Consider the following 21,471-nt stretch of genomic DNA (forward strand, 5'->3'; position numbering starts at 1 on the left):
ACTCTTTCCATTCATCAAAATTATTATTATGTGAATTATTCCAATTGATTTCTTGTCCAATTTTTATTTCTCTCATACCTATATTTTTATAATCCGTAGCAGACTCTAGAAGTTCGGGCAATTGTTCCCATAACGTAATAACTACTTCACGATTTGGCTGTCTTCCTCTATGTGCTAAATTATTACGAGATTTTCGAGCGCATTCTAGTATTTTATAATTTTGCCTTGTGATAACTTTAGCCAACCTCAAAAGCTTATGTTTTGTAGCAATATGCTTTAAATAATTACTTTCTTTGTAATTTGCATGACACTTTTGCACTCGTCTTGGATAATTATCTTTATGCCTAATATAAATTTGCTTCCATAAAATTTCTGTAAGTTGTTCAACAACAATCCAAAGATTATTTAAAGCATCATTAATATTTTGATTGATTAACGATGTATAACCATTTAAAAGAAAAAATGGCGTGAAAGTAGGTATAGATTCAAGAATTTCTCGCCCATCCATATAAGCTTTTTGCAAATCATTTAAATGTAAAACTCTTGGAACCATCAATGGCTGAAACCTATCTGCAATAGATGCCCAATTGAATCTCAATTGATTATAAAGCGATGGTGCATAACAAAATAAGTGCGTTTTTTCATGTAAAGTCCCTACTGTTAACTCATGTGGATGCAATACTTCTGTATGAATTCCACCTAATAAAAAACGACAGAGAATTTCATTTAGCTTAGTAATACCATCAACTCTCTTTGAAAATTTTTCACTTTGAGGTATTGCTATTCCACCATCATAGCTGATCAATACATCTAAATTATCCTCTAAAGAAAGTATTCCTATTACTTTAGATAATTGCATTCCATCATAAGAATTGTTATTGATTTGATCTAATGAGAACTGAAACTGTGGTTGTTTATCACTCACTATTGCTGAATAGGGTTTTAAATGTACCATCCAAGCAGGATTGTATGATGGTACGCTAGAAGTAGGCTCTATATAATCAATTGGCGCATCTGTTCTCTCAATCCAACCACCATCATACCAAACTGATGTTTCTGTTGGTCTTGTTTTAATATTTTTAGTTAGTGTCTTAGGAGTATTACGATTATCAGAAAGAAAGGGATCATAATCATCTTCAAAAGCATAAATCTGACCTGTTTCCTTATCCTGATAATTCTTCACAAATACATCTCTGTTATAATTAATTCGTCAATAATAGTGTAATACCACGATGCCATCCATAAGCATTCAGCCCCCTAGCCTGATCCTCCGCCAATGGAAAGACTCCGACACCGACCCATTTATCCAAATGTGCACAGACGATGAAGTTATGTGCTATTTCCCAAAGAAGCTGAATCGAGATAACACCCTGATGTCTAGAACAGCGCAACGCTACTTTGCTTCCATCAATAAATCATATATATCCATTTTTATGATTTAGATTGGATAAAATCTTATAAAGCTCACTATTTAAACAACTCCCTAAAAACCATACCCCTAATATAAATAAAATATTGTTTTAATTAATATTTTTATAAAACAACTTGGTTTTTTATTCAATTAAAGAGCTAAACAAGGCTTTGCTATCCAGTATATCGAATATAGTTTTATTGCTATGATATCGACAATCCCAGAATGCTCAAACTACTTCATGTGCTTATAAACTATCTATTTTTTCTCTCCAAAATAGATTATTTACAATCAGGTTTGTGGCATTTCTGACTTGATCGCGTTCACCAGAACGATTGTTGTAGGCTTGGATCTTTTAGTTTAAGGCCAGTACCAACAACGATCAGGACACATACTTAGATCGTATAAAAATCTTATTTAACACGATTTAAAAATGCTTATACTCTAGGCAAGATTAAAATTAGGAAAATTTCATGAAAAAATTACTTGGCGTTTTATTGAGTGCCTCTGTATTAACTTTGACTGGGTGTGGCAAACAAGAAGCGCCTGCCAATGATGCAGCACAAGCCAATGATGCGAATGGCCTTCAAACCGTAACCATGGCATCGACCGGTTCAGATGCAGATGTATGGCGCTATATCGCCACATTACCTGAAACCAAAGCAGCCGGCATTAAACTTGATGTGAAAAATTTCACTGACTATGTGTCAATGAACACAGCCGTTGCCAATAAAGAAATCGATGTCAATGCATTCCAGTCATATGCCTATATGGTTGCGTATAATGATGCCAATACAGCAAAAATTGCACCATTGTCTACCACCTATTTAGAACCAATGGGAATTTACTCAAGCAAAGTAAAATCTTTGAATGAGTTTAAAACAGGTGCAACCATTGCCATTCCAAACGACGGTGCAAATGAATCACGCGCGTTACTACTTTTACAATCGGCAGGTCTGGTCAAATTAAAAGCTGGCTTTGACAATGTAAAAGGCACAACAGCTGATGTGGCTGAAAATGCAAAACAAATCGTGATTAAGCCCATTCAAATGGCAACTGCAGTCCGTGTAAAAGATGAAGTTGATGCGATTGTGCTAGGCAATACGCTGGCAATGGAAGGCGGTTTAAACGTATTAAAAGATGCGGTTTACTATGAGCCAATTGATCAAAGCACAAAAATGAATGTAAACGTTTTAGCAGTTGCAGCAGATCGTCAAACGGATCCTGTACTGCAAAAAGTAGGTGCCTTGTATCATACGCCAGCAGTTCAAGCGTATGTCGATGAAAATTTTGGTGGCACTAAAGTTGCAGTAAACAAGCCGGTGACGTATTTAACTGAATCAAAATAGTACTATAATAGTCTTTTAGAACAGGCAAGGACGATTTCTTGCCTGTTTTTTTATCCGTGATGCAGTTTTTGACACTATGATTGAATTTAAAGATATTTCAAAACAGTATGAGCTTAAGGGTCAAACCTTGCATGCCTTGAATCAGATTAATCTATCGATTCCAACCGGCAGTATTTTTGGCATCATCGGTTATAGTGGTGCCGGTAAAAGTACCCTCATCCGTCTGATTAATTTACTTGAGCGTCCAAGCTCAGGTCAGATTATCATTAATGGAACAGATTTTACCGCACTCGATGCCAAAACATTGCGTCAAGAACGTGCCAATATCGGCATGATTTTCCAGCATTTTAATTTAATGCAAACCAAAACCGTGGCGGCCAATATCGAAATGCCTATGAAGCTTCTGGGCTGGAGCAAGGCTGAACGGGAAAAACGCCTCGAAGAATTATTAGATTTTATTGACCTGAAACATAAACGGCAGGCTTTTCCGGATGAATTGTCTGGTGGTCAAAAACAGCGCGTCGGGATTGCCCGTGCCCTTGCCAACCATCCCAAGATTTTACTTTGTGATGAAGCGACTTCGGCACTCGATCCACAAACCACCAAATCAGTTCTGCAATTACTCAAAAAAATCAATCAAGAGCAAGGTATTACCATTGTCATGGTCACTCATGAAATGGATGTAATTGAAACCGTCTGTGATTATGTCGCTGTGATGGAAAAAGGTGATGTGATTGAAACCGGCAGCACGCTACAGATCTTCAGTCAGCCGCAACACCCGACCACCAAAAATTTTATTCAAACCGTGCTTCAGCAACATTTGCCGGTCAATATTCTGAATAATCTGGAAAACCAGAATCATCACAGTATTTATTGTTTAAAATTCCTTGGCAGCTCGGCTCAGGAAACGGTGATTCAGGCCGTGATTAAACAGTTTGATATCAGTTTAAATATCCTGTTTGCCAACATGACCGAAATTAATGGTTCGGTGATTGGTCAGATGTTTATTCAGCTCCTGGGTGATTCCGCAGAGATTAGCGCTGCAGTGCAATATCTGAAAGATAACGGCGTACAGGTAGATCAAGCAGGAGTACAGGCATGAGAGATTTAATTGTACAGTGGCTGACGACAATTACTGCGCCGTTCTGGAAAAGCTCGCTGTCGATGGATCAATTTGTGACAGCGCTGCAAGAAACCTTTCATATGGTGTTCTTCGCAATGCTGTTTGGCTGTATCTGGGGTTTTATTCAGGCAATTACTTTAGTGGTGACGCGTCCTAACGGCATCTTGCAAAATCGTGTGATTTATCACGGTCTCAATCCGATTGTCAATGCGCTACGTTCACTACCATTTATTATTCTACTGATTGCCGTTATTCCGCTGACCAAGTTTTTGGTCGGCACTTCAATTGGTACTTGGGCCGCAATTGTACCACTGACTATTTATGTCGGCCCTTATATTGGTCGCTTGGTTGAAACCTCATTACTGGAAGTGAATGAAGGCATTATTGAATCTGCGCAAGCGATGGGTGCAACCCCAATGCAGATTATCTTCAAGTTTGTCTTACCTGAAGCACGTAGTTCACTGATTCTGAACCTGACCACTGCCACCATCAGCTTGATTGGTGCAACAGCAATGGCGGGTGCTGTCGGTGCCGGCGGTATCGGTGATCTGGCCATTTCTTACGGTTATCAGCGTTTCGATACCTCTGTGGTGATCATGACGGTGATTGTGTTATTGATTTTGGTACAGATTGTACAAAGTCTGGGGGATTGGTTGTCCCGACTTCGTTAATCTAGTTTTTATGTATGAATAAAGCCCTCTAAAAGAGGGTTTTATTGTTTTTAATACTTACGAACCCTTTCTCATTATTTCAAAGTAAAGTCCTGCAACTATTTGATACGTGCCACGGCGACAGGAAGTCGCCCGTTGATCTGTGGTACTGGGATGTACCATCAGATAAAGGGGTTTTGTTACTTTTGCCCCGTCAAAAGTAAGGCACAAATATTACAAAGTTAAAATTGAAGTAAAAATAACGAAATTCTATTTTTCAAATAATGTCATGAATAAACTTACTAATATTTAAAATTCTTCTTTTACTTTTGAAAGATGAATAGCACTGCTATGCAAGGTAACAAAAATCTTCTGTTGGCTTGATGATACTTCCTTGTGCCACAGATCAACTGGCGACATCCATGTCGCTAGTCAGAAATTCAATTTCGGTTAACAATGCCGTCTCGTTATAGATATGAACAAAGCCCCAAATCAACATTTAATTAAAATCTAAAAGTTCAGCATTTCCCCTCATTTTCAAACTGAAACAATAAATCCCATGTTAAACTATTCAATGGTTTTAGCAGGGACTCATCTATGCACTTTGTTCATCTTGGTATTCATACAGAATTTTCGATTACTGAATCCATCGTACGGATACCTGACCTGGTCAAAGCTGCCGAAAAAGAACAGATGCCTGCCCTCGCGCTGACGGATCTGTCTAACCTGCATGCCGCAGTCAAGTTCTATGGCAAATGTTTAGGCAAAGGCATCAAGCCGATCCTCGGTTCTGAAATTCGCCTGAATGATGCCGAACATCGTATGACCTTATTGGCGATGACCAATAAAGGCTGGCGTAACCTGACTGAACTGGTGTCTGAAGGCTTTATCAGTGGTCAGCAATTAGACATTCCCTGCGTACAAAAACAATGGATTTTAAACCAGTCCGAGGACATGATTGCCCTGCTCGGCATGCATTCCGATGTCGGCAAGATGCTGATGAGTTCAAATCCGCAAAAAGCGGAACCCTTGCTGGAAGAATGGGTCGAAAAATTCGGCAATCGCGTTTATATCGCCCTGACCCGCACCAACCGTCCGGATGAAGATGACTTCATTCTGGAAGCAGTGAAACTGGCCAAAAAATATAATATCGGTGTAGTGGCACATAACGACGTGCACTTCATGACCCGCAATGATTATGAAGCCCACGAAGCCCGGGTGTGTATCGCCGATGGTTATGTACTGGGGGATAACCGCCGCCCTAAAACCTATTCACCTGAACAATATTTTAAATCTGCTGAGGAAATGGCAGAGCTGTTCTCGGATATTCCCTCTGCGATTGAGAACACTTACCACATTGCCAAACGCTGTAATGTCACATTGCGACTGGGTCAATACTTTCTGCCGGATTATCCGATTCCTGAAGGTCATACCATTGATACTTTCTTTGCACACTTGTCCAAAGAAGGTCTGGAAGAACGTCTGAATTTCCTGTATCCACCTGAACAGCGTGATGAACACTGGCCAGAAGTTCGCAAGCCTTATGATGAGCGAATCGAGTACGAGATTAATATCATTAACTCGATGGGGTTTCCGGGCTACTTTCTGATCGTGATGGACTTTATTCAGTGGTCGAAAAGTAACGGCGTTCCAGTAGGCCCGGGGCGTGGTTCAGGTGCAGGCTCACTGGTGGCTTATAGCTTAAAAATCACCGATCTTGATCCGCTACGTTATGAATTACTCTTCGAACGTTTCTTGAACCCGGAACGTGTGTCGATGCCCGATTTCGACGTCGATTTCTGTATCGCAGGTCGTGACCGCGTGATTGACTATGTGGCGCGTACTTATGGCCGTGATGCAGTTTCGCAAATTGCCACCTTCGGTACCATGGCGGCCAAAGGTGCGATTCGTGATGTGGCGCGTGTCTTGGGTAAATCTTATGGTCTGGCCGATCGTATCTCGAAAATGATCCCGACCAAGCCTTTAGGCCTGAGTCTGCTGGAATCCTTAGAAGCCGAACCACAGCTTAAAGATATCGTCACCAATCCATCCAACCCAGATAATGATGATGCGGCTGAAATCTGGGAAATGGCGCTAAAACTGGAAGGCATTACCCGAAATACCGGTAAACATGCCGGTGGTGTGGTCATCTCGCCAACCAAAATTACCGATTTCTCTGCCGTTATGTGTGAGGCTGATGGTACTTCACGCGTGGCACAGTTCGATAAAGACGATGTTGAATCTGCTGGTCTGGTCAAGTTTGACTTCTTGGGTCTGCGTAACCTGACCGTAATTGAAGATGCAGTTAAAAATATTAATAAACGCATCAAATCTGACAAGCCTTTAGACATTGCCTATATCCCGCTTGAAGATAAAGACGCGTATCTGGTTTTTGCCAATGCCAACACCACCGCGGTATTCCAGTTTGAATCCGTGGGCATGAAGAAGATGCTGAAAGAGGCACGCCCAAGCAAATTTGAAGAAATTATTGCCTTCGTGTCGCTGTACCGTCCGGGCCCGATGGATCTGATTCCTGACTTTATCCACCGGATGCATGGAGGCGATTTTGAATATCTGCATCCCTTGCTTGAAGGCGTACTAGAACCCACCTACGGGATTATGGTCTATCAGGAACAGGTCATGCAGGCTGCACAGTACTGTGCCGGCTATACCCTCGGTGGCGCGGACTTGTTACGTCGTGCCATGGGTAAGAAAAAACCGGAAGAGATGGTCAAACAGCGCCAGATCTTTATTGAAGGTGCATCGAAAAAAGACATTGATGAAGCCACTGCCAACCATATTTTCGACTATATGGAAAAGTTTGCCGGCTATGGCTTTAACAAATCACATGCTGCGGCCTATGCTTTGGTTGCCTATCAGACTGCATGGCTAAAAGCGCATTATCCGGCGGAATTCCTGTCTGCGGTGTTGACCTCGGAGATGCAGAACACCGACAACGTGGTATTCCTGATTGATGACTGTCGCAAGAATCATCTGGAAGTTTTACCACCTTCCGTGAATATGTCGCTGTATCAGTTCCATGCCACGGATGAACAAACCATTGTCTATGGTCTGGGTGCGATTAAAGGTGTCGGTGAAGCTGCGATGCAATCAGTGATTGACGCGCGTACACAAGAAGGTCCTTTCCGTGACCTGTTTGATTTCTGTCATCGTATTGACCTGAAAAAAATCAATAAACGTACCCTGGAAGCATTGATTCGCTCCGGTGCGCTGGATTGTTTAGGCATTGATCGTGCCGACCTGATGGCACAACTGCCTGAAGCGGTGCAAGCTGCGGAACAGGCGCGCTCCAACCGTGAAACCGGCATCATGGATCTGTTTGGTGAAGTGGAAGAAGTTCAGCGCAAACCCTCTAAACCGGTCAAGCCATGGGCGGATGAAGTTCGCCTGAAAGGTGAAAAAGACACCCTCGGCCTGTACCTCACCGGCCACCCGATTGATGTCTATCGTAATGAACTGAAATCCTTTGTACCTAGTCAGATCAATGAGCTGACGCCGACCCGCCGTGGCGTGACCACCGTATTTGCAGGACTGGTGGTGGATATTGCCAATTTCCCGAACCGGATGATGATGACTCTGGATGATGGTACGGCGCGTATTGAAATTTCAGCCAATCATGAACGTTTTAACCGCTTTAAAGAGATTATCCAGCTGGATAAAGTTGTGGTGATTGAAGGTGAAATTTATGAGCGTGAAGGCTTTGACCGCCCAATGGGACGTCTCACTAAAGCCTTTAGCCTGAATGAAATTCGCCAGAAGCGTGCCAACAGCATTAAAATCACCTTAACTACTGAGCATTTCAGTAAAAGTCTGAGTCGTGACTTGCAGCAGATTTTGACACCATATACCAATATCGACATGTCAGCGCATATTCCGGTAATTCTGTATTTAGACTATCCTTATGCTACGACTGAACTTCATCTGGGTCTCAACTGGAAAGTGGCGCCACTGGACGAACTCTTGGCTAAATTGCGTGATTATTTTGGTAAAGAAGCATTGCATATTGAATATCAGGTCAAGTCCAAAGCCGCCAAAGCTGTTTCTTATGAACAGGCCAAACCGGTCAATGTTCCACCGCCACCTGCTGGCATGAGCATGGACGATGCGCTGGAACTGTATCAGGCTGAATCCCAGCCACAATATTCATAAATCCTGATCTTTAAAAAACCTTTAAATTGGAATCCTCATGAGTCAAATTGACAATGCTGCTGTTTCAGCACATCTCTCCCATGTGCGTATTGTCATGGTCAATACCACTTTACCTGCCAACATCGGCAGTGCTTTACGCGCCATGAAAACCATGGGCTTGTCCAAGCTGGTTCTGGTGGCGCCAAAAACCTATCCGCATCCGGATATTGATGCGCTGGCCGCAGGCGCAACCGACCTGATCGAGCAGATCGAGATTGTAGAAACGCTCGAAGATGCCATTAAAGACTGTCAGATTGTATTCGGTACCAGCGCACGTAGCCGTACTATTCCCTGGCCGCTGTTAGATGTGCGCCCTGCTGCGACAAAAGCCATGAGCGCCGTGGTACAAGAGCAGCAAGAAGTTGCAATTCTATTTGGCCGTGAAGACCGCGGTCTGACCAATGAAGAACTGGCAATGGCCAACTATCACCTGACCATTCCAGTCAATACCGATTACGGCGTACTGAATGTGGCTCAAGCCATTCAGGTGATCTGCTATGAAATGCGCATGGCAGCCATGAGCCAGATTGAACAACCACGTGATGCTAAAGCAACCATGCAAGTCATTGATGGCATTGAAATGGAATGGGATGAGCCTTTGGTGAATCATGCGCAGATGGCACAGTTCTATCCGCATTTGGAAAAAATGCTGGCCGAAATTGAATTTATGGATCCAAAAAATCCAAGATTATTGCCTTTACGCTTGCGTCGTCTCTTTGGACGTATACAATTAGATCGTATGGAATATCATTTACTTCGTGGTATTTTCAGCCGCGTTCAGGCCTTAAATAACGGCACCTGGAAAAAATCTTCACATACATCATCACAGGACGAGGATCAAATCTAATGCTAAAACAGCTCAAAGAAGATATACAAGCTGTCTTTGCGCGCGATCCTGCAGCACGCAATACCTTAGAAGTCTTAACCACTTACCCTGGCATCCATGCGCTGATCATGCATCGCATGGCACATGAGCTATGGAACAAAGACTGTAAGGGAACTGCACGTGCGTTGTCTTCATTTAGCCGTTTTGCGACTGGTATTGAAATACATCCGGGCGCCAAGATAGGCCGTCGTTTCTTTATTGATCACGGCATGGGTGTCGTAATTGGGGAAACTGCAGAAATTGGCGATGATGTTACCCTCTATCATGGGGTGACTTTGGGTGGAACGACCTGGAATAAAGGCAAACGCCATCCAACTTTAGAAGATGGCGTGGTGGTTGGTGCTGGTGCCAAGATTTTAGGGCCATTTACTGTCGGGAAAAATGCCAAGGTCGGTTCTAATGCGGTCGTGACTAAAGCAGTTCCTGAAAACACGACGGCTGTGGGTAACCCTGCACGCTTTATTACCAAAAACAAACCGAAGGATGATGCAGAAACCCGTCGTCGTGATTATGCAGAAAGTATCGGCTTCCAGCCCTATGCTGCAACTGAAGACCAGTCTGATCCAATTCTGGAGGGTATGCGCATTCTACTGGACCGTATTCAGCAAAATGAAAAACGCATGAACAACTTGTGCAACCGTCTTTCTTTGCTGGATCCGACCTTTAATAAACAGCAACAAGATGGTCAGCCTTTAAGCAAAAAAGAATTACAGATTCTGGAAGAAGCGCGCCGTGAATGTGAAGCTCAGACCAGTCAGTCTAAAGCCTGAATAGAGCGTTCAATTCTGTAACATGCATTTACTTGCATGATCGTTAGAGTTTTCATAGACTGACGGTCATGTGATTTTTGTACTAGCTGTTTTAAAAAATAACACGAATGGATGAATATTATGACCTTTAAGCCCTTGGCACTTGCTTGTTTAGCATTCACAATGACTGCATGTTCGACCGTCTCTCAGAAGTCTGCTGAGAAACCTGTGGATCAAGTGGTTTTTGTAGAACCTGAATTAAGTCCGCCATTTTATGCATTAAATCCATTCAATTATAATGAACCACCTGCGTTTGAGGTGCATTTGCAAAAAGCTGCGGCTCAACCCGTGACCAAAATGGTCGTGACTCATCCAAATGATCCATCCAAGCAATTAACCTTGGATGTCAATAAACTGATTATTCCCATTGTAGACAGCAATACACGTTCAATGCGTTATGCGGCTCTGGCAAATACCAATGAAATCGACATCACCGAGATTGATGATTTCCTGCAAATGGTGGAAGGTAAAGCACGTCATTATCCACCACGTTTTAGCGATCGTCAGGAACGTCGTGGCTTTGAAGCCAAACTGCGTGAAGTCACTCAACAGCTGGATACTTTAGCTGCACGTGAAAATGCCTCTTTCGATGTTCTGGTACGTGCATTTAAAGCCAGTGTCATGGCACGTAATCTGGATCTGGGTTCAGTCTATACCACCAAATCCCTGACCTATGCACAACGGATTCTTAAGATCAACCAAGATGATCCTGAAGTGAACTTCTGGTTCGGCTTTGGCCTGTCCGAAGGTGGCGGTCAACGTGAAGCGATCCCTTATCTGGACAAAGCCATGAAAGCTGGCGTTCAGGAAGCCTATCTTGCTGCAGCCAATAATTATATTGCGCTGGAACAGAAAAAAAATGCGGCTCAAACCTTGGCAAACTATAAAGTGAAATACCCGCAAGAAGCTGAAGTGGCAGACCGTCTGATTCAGGAAATTGAGAAACAAGGTCGCTGGAATGTTTGGCAAGTTCTGCAAACCGCAAATCAAGCTCCAGCTGCTGCAACGCCTAAAACGCCATAATCAAAATTTATCTTCTTTCTCTGATTACAAATAGACTGCTACGGCGGTCTATTTTTATGAGAAAAAATTAGTAAAATACAAACCATTATCCAAACTTACAACTTAAATTCAGTGAAAGGTTTTATGCACGAAAAAATAAATAAAAGATTAATACTGTGCACTTTAGTCATCACCAGCGTGCTGAGCGGCTGTCAGGTGGTCAGTGTTAAGGAACAGGCACTTAATGTCACACTCAGCAATGAGCGTGACAGTATTTTGACGCGCGACAAACTGAGCGAAGCCAGTCTAAATGTGTTGTCCATGACGGGGCGTGAAGCCCAGATCTGTATTGACCAGCCCGAAGAATGTGTAAAGGATCTTAAAAAGATTCCCCAGATTTTAGATGAACAATTACTTTCTACAGCAAGTGAGTTGTATCTCGCCAATTCTTTACAGAATGCCAAGTCAGCCGAGTGCAACACCAGTGTTTTGAGCAAGACCCAATCTCAGGAAAAGCAACAGCTGCAAAAACAGAATATCCAGAAATGTCTGGATCAGCAGCTCAGCATGCTGGATAAAAGCATTCGTTATAGTTATGCCTACCTGTTTAAAACCGAGCGTGCCCCGCAAGACCGTATTTTCGACAACCGTCAGGTTCAGATTCGTGATTTTTATAACCTGGCGATTGCTCATCTGATTCAACGCTATGCTGAACGTTATGAAACCAAGCGTTCCGGCCAACGGATTCAGGTGGGTAACAGTGTGTATAGCATTGATCTGGAAAATTTTCCGCAGCTGAAAAACCAGCCCATTGAGCAACTATTATCCACCTACAACATGAACTTCTCTGGGCTTCGTTCAATTACCCGTCGTGACGGTTTTGGTTCAGAGTTTTTAGTGGTTCTACCGGAGCAGCAACCATCCGAAAAAGATAAAAAATATATTACTGACCCACTCAATCACAAATATCCGAATGGTATCAATCCCAATATCCACGCAGCACGATATCTGGCCACCACGATCACCGCTGTACCTAAATCAGCCAATAGTACTGAACAGATTTTATCGACCTCCGAATTTCATCTGAAACTCTATGATCCCTATAAATATGAAAAAATTAAGGTCGCTTCTAAGGAATATGCTCTGGCAGCCAATTTTTCAGCACCTTATGGTTTATGGCTGGCCGAGAACAATCTGGGGCGTCTGGCCTATCTGACCCTGATTGATCGGGATGATAGTCTGAGCATGCCCCACCTGTATATGCTGGAACCTTATAATCCGAACAAGAAGATCCTGGTATTGGTCCATGGTCTGGCCAGCAGCCCCGAAGCCTGGATTCGTATGACCAACGATATTATGGGTGATCCGGTTCTAAGAGAAAACTTTCAGGTCTGGCAGGTGTTTTATTCTACCAACATGCCGATTCTGGAAAGCCGTTTTCAAATCAATGCACTGGTTCAGCAAGGATTTGCCCAGGTCGCGAACAATGCCGCAGCTAAAAAAGATGCAGTACTGGTCGGACATAGTATGGGCGGCGTGATTGCCCGTTTGATGGTCAGCAATGCCGATATCAGCCAAGATGCTTTTAAACTGGTACAAAATACCCGTATTGAACAGTTTAAGGATAAACCGCTGTTTCAAGCACGCCTGCAAATGCAGCCGATTCCAAATTTTAGTCGGGCGATTTTCTTGGCCACACCGCATCGTGGCACAGAATATGCCAATCGCTGGCATACCAAACTGGCGCGTAAAATTATTCGGGTTCCAGGTGCATTTTTAGGTGCCTTTGCTGATACTTTACAAGGCGAAATCGGATTAAAAGAATTTGTCAAAGAAATGGGACATGACCTGATTCAAAACGGCCCGAGTGATTTGAGTGAAAATTCGAAATTCAATGCGCTAACTAAAAACATTCAGCCCTATACCGGCTTCAAATTTCACTCCATCATCGGTAATACCGTAGATACTACAGAACCTCAGCTGATGAGTGATGGCATTGTTTCCTACGAAAGTGCTTATTTGCAAGGTGCAGTATCCAGTAAAGTGATCAAGGGTGGCCATTCCATTCAGGAAACCCCTGAGGCCGTACTGGAATTGCGCCGGATTCTCAGATTACACCTGTCTGACCTTGGTCTTTATGATCCCGAATAAACAATTCCCTTAATTTAAATCAACCACTGCATGTTCACATCCAGTGGTTTGTTTTTTAAAATTGGAAATCATGCTGAATAAAAACTCAGACCGACAGATCTGTCGCACGACTTAAACATTCATCTGGAATTTCATTTCTTTCTAAAAATTAAATTTGATAGACTTGTTTCAATCTTGATTTAAAGCACCCTAAGATAAGCGACCTCATTCACTATGCTCCTGAGCAGATCCTCGATAAAATATTTTTATAGATCTGTTTAGAGGTGCTTTAAATTTTTTTGCATACGCTGCTTATCAGTATTTGCATTTCTCTCTTGTTGAAAGGATTTATTTTTAATGACCAGTTCGGAAATTATGGCTGATCTTTCTACCTTAACGCCCATGATGCAGCAATACATGTCGGTGAAAGTGCAGCATCCACACTCATTGATGTTTTATCGTATGGGTGATTTTTATGAACTGTTCTTTGAAGATGCACACAAGGCAGCCAAAATTTTAGGCATTACCCTGACCCATCGCGGTAAAGCCAATGGTCAGCCGATCCCGATGGCAGGTGTGCCTTACCATGCAGCCGAAGGCTATCTGGCCCGTCTGGTCAAAAAAGGCGAAACAGTGGTGATCTGTGAACAGATTGGTGAGGGCGAGAGCACAAGTACTCGTGGTAAGGCCCCCATGGAGCGCGGCGTGGTAAGGATTATCACCCCGGGCACCCTGACCGATGATGCCATGCTCGGTGCACATCAAAGCTCTAATCTGGTGGCTTTATGTATTCAGCAAAATCAGATCGGGATTGCACTGCTCGATCTCAGCGCCGGCCTATTTAAAGTACAGCAGCAGGATTATGATCTCAACCAGCTCATGATTGAACTGGCGCGCCTAATGCCAAGCGAAATTTTGCTGGATGAAAATACCGCTGATCCGATGCTGACCGAGCAACTCAAGCAGCAACTTGATATTTCCGTGACGAAGCGTCCCAATGTGGACTTTAACCTGAACAATGCGCAAAAGACCTTGTGCGACCAGTTTGCCGTCAGCACACTTTCCGGTTTCGGGATTGATCATTTGCCGTTGGCAAAAGCTGCCGCTGCGGCACTGATTCACTATGCCAAAGAAACCCAGAAAACCGCTTTACCACATATTCGTTCGATTCAGCTAGAACAGAGTTCCGACTTTATCGCCCTAGATCCAGTGACGCGTCGCAATCTGGAACTGATTGAACCTTTATTTGAGCATGGTACTTCATTGTTCCAGTTAATTAATGATTGCCAGACGGCTATGGGTGGACGCTTGCTGAGTCGCACCCTGATGCAGCCTTTGCGTGACACTGCCTTGCTGGATGAACGTCTGGATGCCATCCAGGCCCTGCTACAAGGTTTCCATGAAGCACCTGTACGTTTGGTGCTTAAGGAAATTAGCGATATTGAACGTGTTCTGAGCCGAATTGCTTTGGGCAGTGCCCGACCGCGGGATCTGGTACAACTACGTCAGGCCTGTGCACAAATTCCATTTTTACGCCATGCCCTACAGCCGATTGTCAGTCAACAACAGTCTGAGCTATTAGTCCAGCTCAATGAAGAACTCGGAGATTTCCATGGCCTGCATCAACGCTTGATGTCTGCCATCGTAGAAAATCCGCCGGTATTGCTGCGTGATGGGAATGTGATTGCCGAAGGCTTTGATAGTGAACTGGATGAATTACGTCAGATTCGTGATCACGCCAGCCAGTTCCTGATTGATCTGGAAATTAAAGAACGTGAAGCCAGCGGAATTCCGGGACTGAAAATTGGTTATAACCGAGTGAGTGGTTATTATATTGAACTCTCACGTGCTCAGGCCGAACAGGCACCCGAGCACTATATCCGCCGTCAGACTCTGAAAAATGCTGAACGCTATATCACACCTGAACTGAAAGCATTTGAAGATAAGGTTTTATCCAGTGAATCCCGTGCTCTGGCGCGTGAAAAAATGCTGTTTGAAATGCTGCTGGATGAATTACGTCAGGATATCGGCAATTTACAGATGATGAGCAGTGCCATTGCCCAGATTGATCTGGTGGCAAACTTTGCCCATCAGGCACGTTTACGCAACTGGTCACGTCCAAAATTCAGCCCTGAAGTCGGTGTAAGTATCACTGCTGGCCGTCATCCGGTGGTGGAAGCTTTAAGCAAAACTGCTTTTACACCGAACGATACGCGACTGGACTTTTCCCATCGCATGGCGATTATTACCGGCCCAAATATGGGCGGTAAATCGACCTTTATGCGCCAGACCGCATTGATCGTCTTGCTGGCGTATTGCGGGGCTTATGTTCCTGCACAAGCTGCGACTTTAGGGCCTATTGACCGGGTTTTCACCCGTATTGGTTCTGCCGATGATTTATCAACTGGCAAATCGACCTTTATGGTGGAAATGACCGAGACTTCGCAAATTCTGCATCATGCCACCAGTCAGTCGCTGGTACTGATGGATGAAGTCGGTCGTGGCACCAGTACCTATGATGGCCTGTCTCTGGCCTGGGCCTGTGTGCTGGATCTGAGCAAACGCATTCAATGCCTGTGTCTATTCGCAACCCATTATTTTGAGCTGACCGAACTCGATAAAGAAAGCGGCATCGACAACTATCATGTCACGGCTAAAGAACTGAATGGCAATCTGATTTTGTTACATAAGGTACAACATGGCCCTGCCAGCCAGAGTCATGGCTTACAGGTGGCGAAACTTGCCGGTATTCCGGCATCAGTCATTAAAGAAGCACAAAACCGCTTAAAGATTCTGGAAAAGCAACAACTGGTCAAACCAAAGAGTCTACAACATGATCTATTTGCACTGCCGGAAATTGTAGAGCCAGTGGAACGTATTGTCGAAATTGAGAAAGAATCTCCAGCTCTCGAATTACTTGAGGACATCGATGTAGACAACCTGAGTCCACGCGAAGCCTTAGCACAATTATATGCACTAAAAGATTTACTCAAACAGCCGGGGTAATTCTCTGAGCCATAGACCTCATCCCCTATGGGGTCTATCACTGATTTATACTTGAATTTAGCCCTATTCCGGCTTTTTTCAAATTTAACAGCCCTATATATAACAAATATCAATAAAAGGAATTGTTAGTTCCCCCTGTTTTTGCCTAAAATACAGTATTCGTAAATAGAACCATATTTTTTAGGTAGCTGTCGCCATGACCTTCGTTGTCACTGAAAATTGTATTAAATGTAAATATCAAGACTGTGTTGAAGTTTGCCCTGTAGACTGTTTCTATGAAGGTCCTAACTTCCTGGTGATTAACCCGGATGAGTGCATCGATTGTGCCTTATGCGAACCTGAATGTCCGGCGAATGCAATTTTCTCTGAAGATGAATTACCAGAAGGCCAAGAAGTATTTATTGAATTGAATGCTGACCTGTCGCAAAAATGGCCAAATATCACACAAATTGGTGACCAGCCAGCAGATCGTGAAGAATGGAATGGTAAAGCTGACAAATTACAATATCTTGAAAAGTAATTAATTTCAGTTAAAAAAGATCAGCACATGCTGATCTTTTTTATACTCAATCCACACATTTTATTGCAATATTCTCCAAATTTCTCCGTATATTTAGTCTAAAATGGCGCTATTTATAAATATCTGATTTCTATAAATGAAGAATTTTGCAAAGGGATTATTGAGTCTGTGTGTAATCCCTCTCGTTTTTGTGGGTTGTACCACGACCACAAAACCACCGGGACAGACCGTGCCCGATGGAAAGCGGATTTATATTCCCCAAGAACGTGTTCAATACGACCGCAAAGTCCAACCCAAAACTGTACCTTATCTGTATACCCACTGGGTCTCTGCGCTGGATAATTTATCACGTGTACGTGAGTACGAAGTGTTTCTGGAACGCAATGGCGTAGGTAATATTATTCCCAGTTTTGAATTAATGCGCACCGCGCGAGACTGGGCCAAATGTGGTCGTTCACAGTACATGATTCCAAGCCGTGAATTATGGGCCAATCAGGTTCCAACCTTGCGTGTATTTAAATATTTAGTAGCCGCCAATGTCCTGACTGATTTTGAAGTCACTTCCGTCTATCGTGACCTGCCTTTAAACCAGTGTGCCGGTGGCGCCAATTCTTCACGCCATCTGTATAATTCTGCCATCGATTTTCGTATTGGCCCAGAATATCCACAAGCGCAAGACTATAGTTATATTGAAAATACCAAGTTCAAACTGTGCCAGTTCTGGGCGCAACATGGTCAAAGTCTGAATATGGGACTCGGCATGTATGCTTCTGGTCAGATCCACATCGATACCCAAGGTTACCGTACCTGGGGGCCAAGTCTGGGGCGAAACTCCTCAATGTGTAATTACTAAGTCATGACAACGGCTATACAAAGTTCATTTAGGACTTTATGTAGCCTAAAAAAACAGCAGCTATAGCACAATAAATTGCGCTATGCCGCGAAAAGTTTAAAATGCACCCATCGCAATTGATGGTGCTAAAACTATGCAACACATGTGGACAGACATTGACAACTACATTGAGTCACATTTAATTCCTGAAGATCCCATCCTGAATCAGACTCTGGAAAATACTGCTGCGCATGGTCTGCCAGATCATCTGGCTGTAGCAGCAAATCAAGGCATGTTGTTGCAGATGCTGATCCAGATGAATCAATGTAAACGTGTACTGGAACTCGGAACATTTGCCGCATACAGCACCATGTGGTTGGCACGTGCTTTGCCCGATGATGGCTATATCCTCACAATTGAAGGACGTGATACCCACGCGGCAATGGGTCAGGAAAATATTGACCGTGCCCAGCTCAAGCAAACTGTTGAACTGAAATGTGGTCGTGCAGCAGATGTACTCAAAGCTCTACCCGCAGAGACCGAGGCTTTTGATTTTATCTTCATTGATGCAGACAAACAGAGTTATCCGGAATATCTGGAACTCAGTTTAAACCTGTCGCATTCAGGTACACTTATTTTTCTGGACAATGTAATCCGTGCAGGCGAGATTATCAATCCGGACAATCATAAGCCAAGTATTGAAGGCATCCGTGCCATGTTTAAAGCGCTGCAAAATCATCCACGTATATTGTCTTGTACCGCTTTACAGACTGTAGGCAGTAAAGGACATGATGGTTTTGCACTCGCGATTGTCAAATAAAACCAGAAGAACAAAAATCACCCAGTGCCATATTTACCATATATAACATTAACTTAAAAACATTAACCACAGAGTTATCCACAACATATGAGGATAACTCTGATCATTTTTAAATCAAGCTGTAACAATTTACGTTTAAATTTTAATTTTGTTTGCTTTTTAGGCAATCCTCACTTTGCGACCAGTAAAGGCACCTTGGAATTACGGAAAATTGTGGTGGCAATACTACCGAGGAAAAACTGATGGATTTTGCTGTGACTAAATGCGCCCAGAACAATCAGTTGAATACCCATCTCCTGTTGATAGGTCAAAATATTCTCGGCGACATCGCCATAGCGATATTGCGGCACTACATCTAGACCCGCTTGAGTCAGATATTGCAGCGGCTCAGTTAAAATTTCGGCATGATCGCCAATATATAACAGGTGACATTGTAATAAACGCAGCAGATCACTTTCCGCAATCCGTCTCATCATTTTGATACAGGTTGGAGAATATTCATAGGCAAAAATAAATCGTGTTGGCGGTTTAAACTGCTCCCCAACGGTCATGACCGTACAATTGGCACCACGAATAAAATTCTCGACATTGGTGCCGATCGGTTTATTCTTTTCAGCTGAGCGCTCACCGAGCAATCCAATTAATGCGATATCATCCGGCTCAAGAATCTGGAAACTTTGCTCCAGAAAATCCCCTTTTTCCTGAATATGTGTGGTTTGAATACCATGTTCGGCTAAAATCCGCTCGGAAATATGTTGCAGCAGATTATTGCTATAATCCAAGGCAATTTCGCTTTGTTTTTGTTCAAGCTCGGCCAATTCCTTCAGCAACATGGCATTGCTTTCAAACCCGATTACCCCACTGATCTCGCCCAGATGATAACTGGCCGGGTAATAATCCAAGACCTGTAACAAAACCAGTTCACGTCCAGTCTGTTTGGCAATCCATGCAGCCGCGTCTGCCAGCGCGTTTATACATGGTGAAGAGTCGATGCAGGCGATGACACGTTTCATGTTTAGCCTCTCTATTTATGATAAAAATTTCTTTGTTATTTTTAACTTAGCATAAGCTTTATAAAATGTGCAGCAAAATCTGTAAGGCTTGAATTGAAATATGTTAACTTTTATGTGATTGACCGATAATTAGAAGAATAATTCAGCCATTAGGCCAAACACTTAAATTCAGATCATTAAAATGCTTTTAAAATCATTTTCTAATTCATATCAGCGAAATTCCCTCTTGCTGTTAGGAAGTCAGCAATACTGTTGCACAAGGAAGAGGTCTTTATAAAATCCGCTCATGCCCTTGCGACGCACTGCTTCTCATCCGAAAGAGAGAAAGGGCTTTTAATATCTCGTGGATTTAAATATCAATAGAACCATCATTTTTTGATTGATGAAAGAGATCTACTGAGTGTAAAGCTTTATTTGCGGTATCGAATAAAGCTTGCAGGATTCCCAGCAACGATAGCCCGTGCTTCGACATCTTTGGTGACCATACTGTCCATTCCGACAATGGCCTGATCTGCGATTTTAACGCCATCTTTAATACCGACATGTGAGCCGAGCCAGACATCCCGGCCAATTTCGATGCCTTGTGAGCGTACCGCTTGCTGATAAATTGGCTGTTCTAGCTGCATACCGTGATCAAATGCATACAGATGACAATACGCTGCGATACGCACCTGATCATGCAGTTTAATCCCCAGCCGGCCACCATCCAGAATACAGTGATGATTGATCGCCACTTCATTGCCAATGTCCAGTGGGCCATGCAGGGTGCAATCTGCGGCGATAAAGGTATTATCGCCAATGACGATCTTGCGTCCCGGTTCCGCAAAAATATGTGCCAGTGGTGAAATAAAACAGTTTTCACCAATCTCGACGGTTTCCATTTCCATCAGATAAGCCTGATATTCTTTTTGCCAAGCTTCTGCCCAGCCACGGTTTTTCGGCTTTAAGGACCAGTATAGCCAAGGCATATAGTTCAGGCGATGTTTATGCTGCTCACGATATTTCAGTAATGGATCTGCTTCAGTCATCTGTCGCTTCTTCTATGATTTTGAGCTGTTCACGGCCACGAGTCACATCCTGAATTTTTAAAGCAAAAGCTTCAATCTGATGCTTCTGCAACTGTGCCTGAACCTGAACGCCTTCGGCACTATAGTCTTCCTGATAATCGATTTGCTGCTGATTCAGTTCATACTGAAAAATGGCCCATTCATTAAACTGACAGAAAAATTGCACTTTTTTCTTTTCAATCAGTTCAATTTTGTCTGCCAGCAGCAAGCATTGTCCAGCGCAGCCGCCATAGGCACGAACCAAACCTCCGGTGCCGAGTTTAATCCCGCCATACCAGCGATTGACCAGCACCAGTACATTGCTCAGTTCATTACCTTCAATGGTGGCGAGAATCGGGCGCCCCGCAGTGCCTGAAGGTTCACCATCATCATTAAAGCGCACCTGATGGCCAATTTTCCAGGCCCAGCATTGATGCGTGGTACTTGGATCACGATAAGCGTCCAGAAAATCTTTGACCTGCTGTTCATTTTCTACAGGGGTCGCAAATGCCTGAAATCGGCTTTTTTTGATGTCTTCCTCAAAACTGACCAGGCTGGCAAGCGTATATGGCATAACTTCGGGCTTTAAAATCGAACCCTGGCAGTATACCTGCTTTACTTCAACAAATAAAAAGCCTCTCCATGGAGAGGCCTGATTTGACTCG

General features: G+C 43.4%; 16 protein-coding genes. 12 read left to right on the forward strand and 4 right to left on the reverse strand.

Translation table 11 applies throughout. The features are described from left to right. Nucleotides 1-1,183: hypothetical protein (locus KT990_RS00655; protein WP_218208954.1), on the reverse strand; the 1,183-nt coding region annotated here is incomplete at its 3' end. Nucleotides 1,184-1,884: 701 nt separating this feature from the next. On the opposite strand from KT990_RS00655, the gene KT990_RS00660 reads away from it, so the two are divergent. From KT990_RS00660 to KT990_RS00715, 12 genes are all read left to right on the forward strand, one after another. After that, entirely contained in the window at nucleotides 1,885-2,760 is an 876-nt protein-coding gene (locus KT990_RS00660; protein WP_005096689.1) for a MetQ/NlpA family ABC transporter substrate-binding protein, read from the forward strand. 76 nt (nucleotides 2,761-2,836) lie between these two features. Next, nucleotides 2,837-3,862, forward strand: coding sequence for a methionine ABC transporter ATP-binding protein (locus KT990_RS00665; RefSeq protein ID WP_005171261.1), 1,026 nt, complete (start codon nucleotides 2,837-2,839; stop codon nucleotides 3,860-3,862). Continuing rightward, nucleotides 3,859-4,554, forward strand: a complete 696-nt coding sequence (locus KT990_RS00670; RefSeq protein WP_005096687.1) for a methionine ABC transporter permease — start codon at nucleotides 3,859-3,861, stop codon at nucleotides 4,552-4,554. Before KT990_RS00665 ends, KT990_RS00670 begins: the two co-directional genes overlap by 4 nt. A gap of 576 nt (nucleotides 4,555-5,130) precedes the next feature. Further along, complete coding sequence (gene dnaE, locus KT990_RS00675) at nucleotides 5,131-8,703, forward strand: DNA polymerase III subunit alpha (protein WP_218208955.1); 3,573 nt, start codon at nucleotides 5,131-5,133, stop codon at nucleotides 8,701-8,703. Nucleotides 8,704-8,740: 37 nt separating this feature from the next. Continuing rightward, entirely contained in the window at nucleotides 8,741-9,589 is an 849-nt protein-coding gene (locus KT990_RS00680; RefSeq protein ID WP_218208956.1) for an RNA methyltransferase, read from the forward strand. Next, nucleotides 9,589-10,398: a serine O-acetyltransferase gene (gene cysE / locus KT990_RS00685; protein ID WP_005096684.1), complete on the forward strand. Its 810-nt coding sequence runs from the start codon at nucleotides 9,589-9,591 to the stop codon at nucleotides 10,396-10,398. The genes KT990_RS00680 and cysE overlap by 1 nt, the downstream gene beginning before the upstream one ends. Before the next feature lie 120 nt (nucleotides 10,399-10,518). Further along, a complete protein-coding gene (locus tag KT990_RS00690; protein WP_180075101.1) occupies nucleotides 10,519-11,460 on the forward strand; it encodes an ABUW_2363 family tetratricopeptide repeat lipoprotein in 942 nt (313 codons plus the stop codon). 123 nt (nucleotides 11,461-11,583) lie between these two features. After that, nucleotides 11,584-13,590 carry an esterase/lipase family protein gene (locus KT990_RS00695; protein ID WP_218208957.1) on the forward strand — a complete coding sequence of 669 codons (2,007 nt, stop codon included), beginning with the start codon at nucleotides 11,584-11,586 and terminating at the stop codon, nucleotides 13,588-13,590. 336 nt (nucleotides 13,591-13,926) lie between these two features. Beyond that, nucleotides 13,927-16,575, forward strand: a complete 2,649-nt coding sequence (mutS, locus tag KT990_RS00700) for a DNA mismatch repair protein MutS (RefSeq protein WP_218208958.1) — start codon at nucleotides 13,927-13,929, stop codon at nucleotides 16,573-16,575. Nucleotides 16,576-16,771: 196 nt separating this feature from the next. After that, nucleotides 16,772-17,095: a ferredoxin FdxA gene (gene fdxA / locus KT990_RS00705; protein WP_004279936.1), complete on the forward strand. Its 324-nt coding sequence runs from the start codon at nucleotides 16,772-16,774 to the stop codon at nucleotides 17,093-17,095. A gap of 136 nt (nucleotides 17,096-17,231) precedes the next feature. Next, nucleotides 17,232-17,948, forward strand: a complete 717-nt coding sequence (locus KT990_RS00710; RefSeq protein ID WP_074382876.1) for a D-Ala-D-Ala carboxypeptidase family metallohydrolase — start codon at nucleotides 17,232-17,234, stop codon at nucleotides 17,946-17,948. 133 nt (nucleotides 17,949-18,081) lie between these two features. After that, nucleotides 18,082-18,747 (forward strand): O-methyltransferase, encoded by a 666-nt coding sequence (locus KT990_RS00715; RefSeq protein WP_005096677.1) that lies wholly within the window; start codon nucleotides 18,082-18,084, stop codon nucleotides 18,745-18,747. Nucleotides 18,748-18,917: 170 nt separating this feature from the next. On the opposite strand, the gene KT990_RS00720 is transcribed toward KT990_RS00715, so the two are convergent. From KT990_RS00720 to KT990_RS00730, 3 genes are all read right to left on the reverse strand, one after another. Further along, the gene (locus KT990_RS00720) at nucleotides 18,918-19,760 is read right to left on the reverse strand and encodes a universal stress protein (protein WP_005171275.1); all 843 of its coding nucleotides are present in this window, start codon (nucleotides 19,758-19,760) and stop codon (nucleotides 18,918-18,920) included. 410 nt (nucleotides 19,761-20,170) lie between these two features. Beyond that, a complete protein-coding gene (locus KT990_RS00725; RefSeq protein WP_218208959.1) occupies nucleotides 20,171-20,788 on the reverse strand; it encodes an acyltransferase in 618 nt (205 codons plus the stop codon). Further along, nucleotides 20,781-21,380, reverse strand: coding sequence for an IMPACT family protein (locus tag KT990_RS00730; RefSeq protein WP_180050254.1), 600 nt, complete (start codon nucleotides 21,378-21,380; stop codon nucleotides 20,781-20,783). Before KT990_RS00730 ends, KT990_RS00725 begins: the two co-directional genes overlap by 8 nt. Between the last annotated feature and the right edge of the window lie 91 nt (nucleotides 21,381-21,471).

The sequence above is a fragment of the Acinetobacter sp. F9 genome, assembly GCF_019195275.1.
GTDB classification, from domain to species: domain Bacteria; phylum Pseudomonadota; class Gammaproteobacteria; order Pseudomonadales; family Moraxellaceae; genus Acinetobacter; species Acinetobacter pseudolwoffii.

What these genes read in the sequence shown, in the direction of transcription:
- KT990_RS00660 (WP_005096689.1), top strand. Translation starts at nt 1,885, where the DNA reads ATGAAAAAATTACTTGGCGTTTTATTGAGTGCCTCTGTATTAACTTTG.
- KT990_RS00665 (WP_005171261.1), top strand. Translation starts at nt 2,837, where the DNA reads ATGATTGAATTTAAAGATATTTCAAAACAGTATGAGCTTAAGGGTCAA.
- KT990_RS00670 (WP_005096687.1), top strand. Translation starts at nt 3,859, where the DNA reads ATGAGAGATTTAATTGTACAGTGGCTGACGACAATTACTGCGCCGTTC.
- dnaE (WP_218208955.1), top strand. Translation starts at nt 5,131, where the DNA reads ATGCACTTTGTTCATCTTGGTATTCATACAGAATTTTCGATTACTGAA.
- KT990_RS00680 (WP_218208956.1), top strand. Translation starts at nt 8,741, where the DNA reads ATGAGTCAAATTGACAATGCTGCTGTTTCAGCACATCTCTCCCATGTG.
- cysE (WP_005096684.1), top strand. Translation starts at nt 9,589, where the DNA reads ATGCTAAAACAGCTCAAAGAAGATATACAAGCTGTCTTTGCGCGCGAT.
- KT990_RS00690 (WP_180075101.1), top strand. Translation starts at nt 10,519, where the DNA reads ATGACCTTTAAGCCCTTGGCACTTGCTTGTTTAGCATTCACAATGACT.
- KT990_RS00695 (WP_218208957.1), top strand. Translation starts at nt 11,584, where the DNA reads ATGCACGAAAAAATAAATAAAAGATTAATACTGTGCACTTTAGTCATC.
- mutS (WP_218208958.1), top strand. Translation starts at nt 13,927, where the DNA reads ATGACCAGTTCGGAAATTATGGCTGATCTTTCTACCTTAACGCCCATG.
- fdxA (WP_004279936.1), top strand. Translation starts at nt 16,772, where the DNA reads ATGACCTTCGTTGTCACTGAAAATTGTATTAAATGTAAATATCAAGAC.
- KT990_RS00710 (WP_074382876.1), top strand. Translation starts at nt 17,232, where the DNA reads ATGAAGAATTTTGCAAAGGGATTATTGAGTCTGTGTGTAATCCCTCTC.
- KT990_RS00715 (WP_005096677.1), top strand. Translation starts at nt 18,082, where the DNA reads ATGCAACACATGTGGACAGACATTGACAACTACATTGAGTCACATTTA.
- KT990_RS00720 (WP_005171275.1), bottom strand. Translation starts at nt 19,760, where the DNA reads ATGAAACGTGTCATCGCCTGCATCGACTCTTCACCATGTATAAACGCG.
- KT990_RS00725 (WP_218208959.1), bottom strand. Translation starts at nt 20,788, where the DNA reads ATGACTGAAGCAGATCCATTACTGAAATATCGTGAGCAGCATAAACAT.
- KT990_RS00730 (WP_180050254.1), bottom strand. Translation starts at nt 21,380, where the DNA reads ATGCCATATACGCTTGCCAGCCTGGTCAGTTTTGAGGAAGACATCAAA.